2 protein-coding genes are annotated in these 10,162 nt (G+C 76.7%); both read right to left on the reverse strand.

Annotation, left to right across the window (positions count from 1 at the left end; translation table 11 throughout):
* Window positions 1-847, reverse strand: an 847-nt coding sequence (locus AB0B40_RS37360; protein ID WP_362268054.1) for a beta-ketoacyl synthase N-terminal-like domain-containing protein, incomplete at its 3' end; no start/stop codon positions are given.
* Between the two features lie 26 nt (window positions 848-873).
* The coding region (locus AB0B40_RS37365; protein WP_362268055.1) for a type I polyketide synthase at window positions 874-10,162 on the reverse strand (9,289 nt) is incomplete at its 5' end.

Genomic DNA, 10,162 nt, shown 5'->3' on the forward strand with positions numbered 1-10,162 from the left:
CGGCCAGCACCGGATGCCCGTTGGCCCGCGCGTCCGACAGCCGCTCCAGGACGAGGACGCCCAGCCCCTCGGAGAACCCGGTGCCGGCCGCGTCGTCGGCGAAGGAGCGGCAACGGCCGTCGGGAGAGAGGGCGCCCTGCCGGCTGAACTCCACGTAGGTGCCCGGCGATGCCATCACCGTCACTCCCCCGGCCAGCGCCAGGGTGCACTCGCCCTGCCGCAGCGCCTGCGCGGCCAGGTGCAGCGTGACGAGCGACGAGGAGCAGGCGGTGTCGACGGAGAGGGTGGGTCCCTCCAGGCCCAGGGTGTAGGCGACGCGGCCGGAGACGATGCTTCCGGAGCCGAAGCTGCCGAAGTAGTCGTGGTACATCACGCCCGCGAACACACCGGTGCGGCTGCCGCGCAGCGAGGCGGGGTCGATGCCGGCGTGCTCCAGCGCCTCCCAGGACCCTTCGAGCAGCAGCCGCTGCTGGGGGTCCATCACGAGGGCCTCGTTCGGGCTGATGCCGAAGAACGCGGCGTCGAACTCCCCCGCGTCGTGCAGGAACCCGCCCTCGCGGGTGTAGGAGCGGCCGGGTGTGCCCGGTTCCGGGTCGTACAGGTCCGGGTCCCAGCCGCGGTCGTCGGGGAACCCGGTGATGCCTTCCCGGCCCTCGGCGACCAGGCGCCACAGGTCCTCGGGGGACCGGACACCGCCCGGGTAGCGGCAGGCCATGCCGACGATCGCGACCGGTTCCCGGGTCGCCGCGGTCAGCTCGCGGTTGCGTTCCCGCAGCCGCTCGATCTCCTTCAGTGAGGCGCGCAGCGCCTCGACCATCCTGGTGTCCGGCTTCTCGGACTCGGCCATGGTCCTCTTCCTTGTCGCGGGCGTCGTCACAGGGAGTCGTCGTCACCGACGAGATCGTCGAGCGCCATGCTGATCAGGCTCTCGGCGTCCATCGCGTCGATCGGCGCGCGGCCGGGTCCGCCGGCCGTGCCCGGCTCCGTCGGGGGCCGCAGTCCGGCGAGTGCCAGCAGGCCGTCCAGCAGACCGGCCTCGCGCAGGCGTGCCACCGGGATGGCGGCGAGCGCGGCCCGCACGGTGTCCTCCTCCTCGCGCGGGGCGTCGCCGGTGCGCGGGGCCAGTTCGGCGGTGAGGTGGTCGGCGAGCGCGGCCGGGGTCGGGTGGTCGAAGACGAGCGTGGCGGTGAGCCTCAGGCCGGTGGCCTCGTTGAGCCGGTTGCGGAACTCGACGGCGGTCAGCGAGTCGAACCCGAGGTCCTTGAAGGGCAGTTCGTTGTCGAACTCCTCGATGCCGAGCACCGAGCGGGCCTCGTCCCGGACCAGCCGCAGCAGCCGTCCGGTACGGTCCCCGGGCGCGAGGTCGGCCAGTTCGCGGCGCAGTTCCGACGCGGCGGCCGAGGTCCCGGGCCCGGTACGGCGGGGTGCGCGCACCAGGGAGCGCAGCAGCGGGGCGACGCGGGCGGCCTCCCGCGGGGCGAGGTCCAGGCGGGCCGGCAGCAGGACCGCTTCGTCGCGGCCCACCGCCGTGTCGAACAGGGCGAGCCCGGCCTCCGCGTCGAGGGCGAGCACGCCGCCGGAGGCCATACGGCGGGCGTCGGTGTCGCCGAGCCGGTCGGCCATGCCGCCGCTGCCCGCCCAGGCGCCCCAGGCGAGGGAGACCGCGGGCAGCCCGAGCGAGCGGCGGTGTGCGGCGAGGGCGTCCAGGAAGGTGTTGCCGGCGGCGTAGCCGGACTGGCCGGGGCTGCCGAGCAGGCCGGCCGCGGAGGAGAACAGCACGAACGCCGTCAGGGGCCGCTCGCGGGTCAGTTCGTGCAGGTGCCAGGCGGCGTCCAGCTTCGGCCGCAGCACGGCGTCCAGCCGCTCGGGCGTGAGCGAGGTCAGGACGGCGTCGGCGAGCACACCGGCGGTGTGCACCACCGCGGAGACCGGGTGCTCGTCCAGTACCCGGGCGAGCGCGGTGCGGTCGGCGGCGTCGCAGGCGACGACGGTCACCCGCGCGCCGAGCGCGGTCAGTTCCTCGCACAGCCCGGCCGCGCCGGGTGCCTCGGGTCCGCTGCGGCTGAGCAGCACCAGCCGTTCGGCGCCGTGCGCGGTGACCAGGTGCCGGGCGACCAGCCGGCCCAGGGCGCCGGTGCCGCCGGTGACGAGGACGCCGCCGGAGAGCCCGGCCGGCCCGGGGTCGGTCAGGCGCGGGGCGCGCACCAGCCGGGGGACGCTCACCATGCCCTCGCGCAGCGCCAGTTGGGGCTCGCCCGAGGCGACTGCCGACGGCAGCAGGCGCCGGGAGGCGTCCGTGTCGTCGAGGTCGGCGAGGACCAGGCGGCCGGGGTGCTCGGACTGGGCGGAGCGGATCAGGCCCCACGCGGCGGCGGCGCCGGGGTCGGTGACGCCTCCCGGGCCGGTCGCTCCGCGCGTCGCCACCACGAGGGTGGTGTCGGTGAACCGGGCGTCGGCCAGCCAGTCCTGGACGCGGGCGAGAAGCGCGCCGACGCCCGCCCGGATCGTGTCCGCCCCGGCACCGCCGGTGTGCACGACGACCAGGGTGTCGGGGGCCTGCTCCGCTGCCTCGGCCAGGCCGGCGGCGACGCCGACCTCCGCGACCTCGCCGGCCAGGGCGCCGGCCAGTTCCTCGCGGCCGGGGCCGAGTACGGTCCACCGCCCGGCCTGCGGCGCCGCGGGCACCGGGACGGGCGCCCAGTCGAGGGCGAACAGGTCCTCGTGACCGCCCGCCGCGGCCGCGGCGATCCGCTCCGGGTCCACCTCCCGCAGTGACAGCGACGCCACCCGGGCCACCGGCCGGCCGGTCCCGTCGGCGGCCTCGATGCGCACCGCGCCGGTGCCGGCCGGGGCGATCCGCACCCGCAGGGCCGCGGCGCCGCGCTCGTACAGCTCCACTCCGTTCCAGGCGAAGGGCAGCGTCATGCGTTCCCCGGCACCCGCGCGCAGCCCGATGGTGTGCAGGGCGGCGTCGAACAGCGCCGGGTGCAGGCCGAACGCGGCGGTGTCGGCGGGGACGGCGACCTCGGCGTACGCCTCGTCGCCGTGCCGCCAGGCCGCGCGCAGCCCCTGGAAACGCGGACCGTACTCGGCGCCCAGCTCGGCCAGCCGCTCGTAGACGCCGTCCAGGCCGACCGGTTCGGCGCCGGGCGGCGGCCAGGCGGTGAGGTCGTGGCCGGGGGCCGCCTCGGCGGGCCGCAGTACGCCGGTGGCGTGCGTGGTCCACGGGTCGCCGTCGGCCGTGGCGGCGTACACGCGGAAGGCGCGGGCGCCGGTCGCGTCCGGTTCGCCGACCGTGCACTGGAGGCGGACGGCGCCGTCCTCGGGCAGGGCCAGCGGTTCGGTGACGGTCAGGTCCTCCACCGAGCCGCAGCCGACGCGTGCCCCGGCGGCGAGGGCCATCTCGACGAAGGCGGTGCCCGGCAGCAGCGGCACGCCGCCCACGCGGTGGTCGGCCAGCCACGGGTGGTCGGCGAGGGAGAGCCGGCCGGTGTACAGGGTGCCGTCGGCGCCGGCGAGTTCGACGGCGGTGCCGAGCAGGGGGTGGTCGGCGGCGGGGCGCGGCAGGGCGAGGTCGCCGGTCATCCAGTAGCGGCTGCGCTGGAAGGCGTAGGTGGGCAGGTCCGAGCCGTCGCGGTGGGGCAGCAGGGCCGTCCAGTCGACGGCGCGGCCGTGCACGTGCAGGGCGGCGAGCCCGGTGAGCAGGGCGTCGGTCTCCTCGCGGTCCTTGCGCAGCAGCGGGACGACGGCCGTCCCGTCGGGCAGGCACTCGCCGGCCGCGGCGGTCAGCGCGCCGCCCGGGCCGACCTCGGCGAAGTGCGTTGCGCCGGCGTCGTGCAGGGCGGTGACGGCGTCGGCGAAGCGGACGGCCTGCCGGGCGTGCCGTACCCAGTACTCGGGCGTGGACAGCTCGTCGGGGGCGGCCGGGGCCCCGGTGAGGGTGGACACCAGCGGTATGCGCAGCGTTCCGTACGACACCGCTGCGGCGATCTCGCGGAACTCCGCCAGCATCGGCTCCATCAGGGCCGAGTGGAAGGCGTGGCTGACGGCCAGCTCCCTGCTGCGCTCGAAGCGGGCGGCCAGCGCGCGGGCCGGTCCGGCGGGGCCCGAGACGACGACGGAGGCGGGCCCGTTGACGGCGGCGATCCCGACGCCGTCGCCCAGCAGGGGCGCGACCTCGTCCTCGGTGGCGCGTACGGCGATCATCGCGCCGCCCTCGGGCAGGGCCTGCATCAGGCGTCCGCGGGCGGCGACGAGGGCGCAGGCGTCCTTCAGGCCGAGCACGCCCGCGACATGGGCGGCGGCGAACTCGCCGACGGAGTGCCCGGCGAGCAGGTCGGGCCGGACGCCGAACGACTCCAGCAGCCGGTACAGGGCGACTTCCACGGCGAACAGCGCGGGCTGGGTGTACTCGGTGCGCTCCAGCAGCTCGGCGGAGTCCAGGACGTCGGCGAGCGGCCGGTCCAGCAGCGGGTCCAGATGGGCGCGGACCTCGTCGAACGCGGTGGCGAAGACGGGGAACGCGGTGGCGAGGCGGCTTCCCATGCCCGGCAGCTGCGAGCCCTGGCCGGAGAAGAGGAGGGCGAGCCGGCCGTCGGTGGCGGTGCCGAGGACGCCGGCCCGGGGTGTGCGGCCCTCGGCCACGGCCCGGACGCCCTCGGTCAGTTCGCCGGGGGTGCGGCCGAGCAGGGCGGCCCGGTGGGCGAGCCGGGTGCGGGCGTGGGCGAGCGCGCCGGCGAGGCGGTGCGGGTCGGTGTCCGGCGCGGCGGACAGGTGCTCCAGCAGCCGGGCGGCCTGGGCGCGCAGGGCGTCCGGGGTGTGGCCGGAGAGCAGCCACGGCACGGTGTCGGTCGTGGGGGCGCCGGTCTCCTCGGCGGGGTCGGCGGCGGGCGGGGCCTCGACGATCACATGGGCGTTGGTGCCGGAGATGCCGAAGGAGGAGATGCCGGCGCGGCGCGGGCGGCCCGGGTCGGGCCAGGGACGGTTCTCGGTGAGCAGCCGGACGCCCGCGCCCTCCCACTCCACGTGCCGGGAGGGCCGGTCGACGCCCAGGCTGGCGGGCAGGGTCTCGTGGCGCAGGGCCTCGATCATCTTGATGACGCCGGCGACACCGGCGGCTGCCTGGGTGTGGCCCAGGTTGGACTTGACCGAGCCGAGCCACAGCGGCTGGTCCTCGGTGTGTTCGGCACCGTAGGTGGCGATCAGGGCCTGGGCCTCGATGGGGTCGCCGAGGGTGGTGCCGGTGCCATGGGCCTCGACCACGTCGACCTCGGCCGCCGGGACGCCGGCCGCCGCCAGGGCGCGGCGGATGACGCGCTGCTGGGCGGGGCCGCTGGGGGCGCTGATGCCGTTGGAGGCGCCGTCCTGGTTGACGGCGGTGCCGCGCAGCACGGCGAGGATCCGCCGGCCGTTGCGGCGGGCGTCGGAGAGCCGTTCCAGCAGCAGGACGCCGGCGCCCTCGCCGAAGCCGGTGCCGTCGGCGGCGTCCGCGAAGGGCTTGCAGCGGCCGTCCCGGGCGAGGCCCCGGTGCCGGCTGAACTCCACGAAGGTGCCCGGGGTGGCCATGACGGTCACTCCCCCGGCCAGCGCCAGCGAGCAGTCGCCCTGCCGCAGCGACTGGGCTGCCAGGTGCAGTGCGACCAGCGACGAGGAGCAGGCGGTGTCGACGGAGAGGGTGGGTCCCTCCAGGCCCAGGGTGTAGGCGACGCGGCCGGAGACGACGCTGCCGGAGCCGAAGCTGCCGAAGTAGTCGTGGTACATGACGCCCGCGAACACGCCGGTGTCGGAACCGCGCAGCCCGGCGGGGTCGATGGAGGCGCGCTCCAGCGCCTCCCAGGAGGTCTCCAGCAGCAGCCGCTGCTGGGGGTCGGTGACCTCGGCCTCCTCCTCGTCCATGGCGAAGAACGCGGGGTCGAAGTCGGGGGCGTCGTACAGGAAGGCGCCGTGCCGGGTGTAGCTGGTGCCCGGCCGGTCCAGTGTCGGGTCGTAGAGGTTCTCCACGTCCCAGCCCCGGTCGGCGGGGAACTCCCCGACGGCGTCCCGGCCTTCGGCCACCAGCCGCCACAGGTCCTCCGGTGAGGCGATGCCGCCGGGGAAGCGGCAGGCCATGCCGATGACGGCGATCGGTTCGTCGTCGGCGCCCGGCCGGTGCGCGGTGCGGACGGTCGCCTCGGCGAGGGTGCCGGTGAGGTCGCCGAGCAGGCGGCGGGCGAGTTCGCTCGGGGTGGGGTGGTCGAACACGAGGGTGGCGGGCAGCCGGAGGCCGGTGGCCGCGTTGAGCCGGTTGCGCAGTTCCACGGCGGCCAGGGAGTCGAAGCCGAGTTCCCGGAAGGCCAGGGTGCGGCCGACGTCCTGGGCGGAGCGGTAGCCGAGGATGGTCGCGACATGGCTCTGCACGAGTTCGGTGAGGAACGGTTCGCGCTCCGCCTCCAGCAGTCCGGCGAGCCGGTCCCGCAGGGCGTCGGCGCCGCCGGCGGCGCTCGGCCCGGTGGCCGCACCTGCCCGGCGTACGGGTACCAGACCGCGGAACAGCGGGGCCAGGGCCTCGCCCTGGGCGCGCAGGGAGGCCGTGTCCAGCTTCACCGGCAGGACGGCCGGGTCGGCGCCGCGCACGGCGGTGTCGAACAGGGCGACGCCCTCCTCGGTCGCCAGCGGGGCGACGCCGCCGCGGGCGATGCGGGTGAGGTCCGCCTCGTCGAGCGTGCCGGTCATCCCCCCGGCCTGCGCCCACAGCCCCCAGGCCAGGGAGTGCGCGGGCAGCCCGAGGGTGCGGCGGTGTACGGCGAGCGCGTCGAGGTAGGCGTTGGCGGCGGCGTAGTTGGCCTGGCCCGGTGAGCCGAGCGTGGCGGCGGACGAGGAGAACAGCACGAACGCCGACAGGCCGAGGTCCGCGGTGAGTTCGTGCAGGTTCCAGGCGGCGTCGACCTTCGGCCGGAACACCGCGTCGAGCCGCTCCGGGGTCAGGGAGGTGAGCAGGCCGTCGGCGAGGACGCCGGCCGCGTGGATCACGGCGGTCAGCGGCCGGTCGGCCGGTACGGCGTCCAGCACGGCGGCGAGCGCGGCACGGTCGGCGACGTCACAGGCGACGCTGGTCACCTCGGCGCCGAGGGCGGTGAGTTCGGCGGCGAGGTCACCGGTGGCGCCGCTGCGGCTGAGCAGCAGCAGGTGCCGGACGTGGCGTCGGGTGACCAGGTGACGGGCGAGGATCCGGCCGAGGGCGCCGGTGGCGCCGGTGAGCATGACGGTGCCGGCGCCCAGACCGGTTCCGGTGCCGCCGCTCGGGCCGTCGCCCTCGCCGGTGTCCGCTGCCTCCTCGGTGATGCGCGTCAGCCTCGGCACCTGCCAGGCGCCGTCGCGGAAGGCCAGGTGCGGCTCTCCGGTGGCCACCGCCTCGGCGAGGCGTTCGGATGCCGGTTCCTCGTCGGCCTCGACCAGCACGATGCGGCCGGGGTTCTCCGACTGGGCCGAGCGGACCAGACCGCCGGCCGCGGCTCCCGCCGGGTCGGTGCCGGTGACCACGACCAGGGTCGTGTCGGTGCGGTGTTCGTCGGCGAGCCGGGCGCGCAGGGCGTCGAGGACCGTGCCGACGGCCGCCCGGGTCGCGGTGGCGTCGGTCCCGGCCGGGGCGCGCAGCACCTCCGGTGCCGCGGCGGTCGTCGTGGCCGCCGGGGCCGGCACCCAGTCGACCCGGTACAGCGCGCCCGAGCGGGCCGAGCGGGCCGCCTCGGTGAGCGCCTCGGTCCGCAGGGGCCGCAGGGTGAGCGACTCGACGGAGGCGACGGGCGCGCCCGTGGGGTCGGCGAGGGTGAGCGAGACGGTGCCCTCGCCGGCCGGCCGGACCCGGACCCGCAGCCCGGTCGCGCCGGTGGCGTACAGCCGTACCCCGGACCAGGCGAACGGCAGCAGGGCCTCGTCGCCCGCGGCGTCGGTGAGGCCGACGGTGTGCAGGGCGGCGTCCGACAGGGCCGGGTGCAGCCCGAAGCCGTCGGGCGCCGCGTCGGTGGCGACTTCCGCGTACAGGCCGTCCGCGGCGCGCCAGGCGGCCCGAAGGCCCTGGAACAGCGGCCCGTAGCCGAGGCCGAGCGCGGCGAGTTCGTCGTACAGGCCGTCGAGCGGGACGGGTTCGGCGTGCTGCGGGGGCCAGGCGGTGAGCGGGTCCTCGGCCGCCGGGAGGCTGCCGGTCGGGGCGAGCAGGCCGTCGGCGTGCCGGGTCCACGGCAGTTCCTCGTCGGGGCTCTCCGGACGCGACCAGATGGTGACCGGGCGGGTGTCCCCCTCGGGCGGCCCGACGGTGACCTGGAGCTGGACGGCGCCGTGGTCGGGCAGCACCAGGGGTGCGTGCAGGGTGAGTTCGGCGATGTCGCCGCAGCCGACCTGGTCGCCGGCGCGCAGCGCGAGTTCCAGGTGCCCGGTGCCGGGGAAGAGCAGCCGGCCGCCGACCCGGTGGTCCTCCAGCCAGGGCTGGGTGCCCGGGGAGAGGCGGCCGGTCAGCACGGCGCCCTCGCTGTCCGCCCGTACCATCGCGGCGCCCAGCAGGGCGTGGTCGGTGGGGGCGAGGCCGGCGGAGGTGACGTCGGCGCCGCTCGCGGTGGAGTCGAGCCAGTACCACTCGTGCTGGAAGGCGTAGCCGGGCAAGGGCACCCGGCGCGCGCGGCGGCCCTCCGCGACGGCGTTCCAGTCGACGTTCGCGCCGTGGGTGAACGCCTCGCCCAGCGCGGTCAGCAGCCGGTGCCGGCCGCCCTCGTCGCGGCGCAGGGAGCCTACGGCCGCCACGGCGTCGTCGGTCTCCTGGATCCCGAGGGTCAGCACCGGGTGCGGGCTGGACTCGATGAACAGCTGGTGTCCGTCGGCGACGGCGGCGCGCACGGCCTGCTCGAACAGCACGGTGCCGCGCAGGTTGGTGTACCAGTAGGCGGCGTCGAGTTCGGTGGTGTCGACCGGCCCGCCGGTGACGGTGGAGTAGAACGGGACCTGCGTGGCGCGCGGCTCGATGCCGGCGAGGACGTCCGCCAGCCGCTCGCGCAGGGTCTCCACGTGGGCGCTGTGGGAGGCGTAGTCGACGGGCAGGCGCTTGGCGCGGACCTTCTCCGCGCGCAGCAGGGTGAGGAGTTCGTCGAGGGCGTCGGAGTCTCCGGACACCACGGTGGAGGCGGCGCCGTTGACGGCGGCGACGGACAGCCGGCCGTCCCAGGCGGCGAGCCGGGCCCGGACCGCGTCGGCGCCCTCGCCGACGGACATCATGCCGCCCGAGCCGGACAGCAGTTCGGCGATGGCCTGGGAGCGCAGGGCGACGACGCGGGCGCCGTCCTCCAGGGACAGGGCGCCGACGGCGCAGGCGGCGGCGATCTCTCCCTGGGAGTGGCCGATGACGGCGGCCGGGGTGACGCCGTAGGCGCTCCAGGTGTGTGCGAGGGACACCATGACGGCCCACAGCAGCGGCTGGACGACGTCGACGCGGTCGAGGCCGCCGCGCAGCTCGGTGTGGAAGTCCCAGTCGGTGTGGGGCGCCAGGGCGGCGGCGCACTCGGCCATGCGGGCGGCGAACACCGGGGAGTCGTCGAGGAGTGCGGTGGCCATGCCGGACCACTGGGAGCCCTGGCCGGGGAAGACGAACACCGGCCGGGCACGGCCGGCCGCGGTGCCCTGGAGGAGGTTGCGCGCGGTGCCGCCGTCGGCCAGCGCGGCCAGGGCGCCGCGCAGTTCGGCCGGGTCCTCTCCGGTGATCGCGGCCCGGTGCGCGAAGCGGGCGCGGGTGGTGGCCAGGGACCAGCCGACGTCGGACGGGTCCAGCCCGGGGTGGGTGTCGAGGTGGCCGAGGAGGGCGGCGGCCTGGCCCGCGAGCGCGGCGGGCGTCCTGGCGGTGAGCAGCCACGGGACGGCGGGGCCCTGGGGTCCGGCGGGCGCGGGCTCGGCGGGGGCGGGCGGTGCCTGTTCGAGGATGACGTGGGCGTTGGTGCCGGAGATGCCGAACGAGGACACACCGGCCCGGCGGGGGCGGCCCGGCCGTGGCCAGTCCCGCGCTTCCGTCAGCAGCCGTACGTGTCCGGCGTCCCAGTCGACCTTGGTGGACGGCTGGTCCACGTGCAGGGTCCTGGGGAGCACGCCGTTGCGCATCGCCATCACCATCTTGATGACGCCCGCGACACCCGCGGCGGCCTGCGTG

This window comes from Streptomyces sp. NPDC042638 (assembly GCF_040647235.1).
GTDB lineage: Bacteria > Actinomycetota > Actinomycetes > Streptomycetales > Streptomycetaceae > Streptomyces > Streptomyces rameus.